The following is a 500-nucleotide window of genomic DNA, read 5'->3' as shown; positions in this document are numbered from 1 at the left end:
TAGGTTTGCGTGTCGCCGTGATCGACATCGGTGGCCGACATCTGGCCAGAAACCGCGCTGCCATCTTCCGTCGCAGACGCCGTCGCCGCACTCAGAACCGGCGCGTCGTTCGTGCCACGGACCTCGATGTCTATGTCATGCGACGTGCCGTCGATGGAATGGACGCGGTAGATGGCGTGTTCAACCTCACCGGCCGCCAGTTGCTGAAGGTGTGGGTTGTCGTTGTCGACAGTATACATCCAGCTTCCATTTGCACTGATGCGCAACTGACCGCCAAATGGGTCGGAGACGGCTGTCTCACCCCCCGGACCGTATCGAAAATGATCCTCTCCCGCATCGGGATCGACGATGCTTAACAGGCCCGTTGCCGTCAGCTCATGGGTTTGCTGGCCACCTCCTCCATAGGTCAAGACATGCTCATCTTCTTTGACAAATCCCGTCATGGCATCCGTAATCACAGCCGCATCCGGGGTGGCCCCTAGTGTCATCGTGGCGGTCTG

Annotated in this window: 1 protein-coding gene; it reads right to left on the bottom strand. The window is 59.2% G+C overall.

What is annotated here, in order from left to right; all coding sequences use genetic code 11:
- A partial coding sequence (locus tag FAP39_RS17410; protein ID WP_212743448.1) for a VCBS domain-containing protein occupies positions 1 to 488 on the bottom strand: 488 nt, incomplete at its 3' end.
- Positions 489 to 500: the final 12 nt, after the last annotated feature.

Source organism: Shimia litoralis, assembly GCF_005518135.1.
Lineage (GTDB): Bacteria > Pseudomonadota > Alphaproteobacteria > Rhodobacterales > Rhodobacteraceae > Shimia_E > Shimia_E litoralis.
This window is presented reverse-complemented; position numbering and strand designations above follow the sequence as displayed.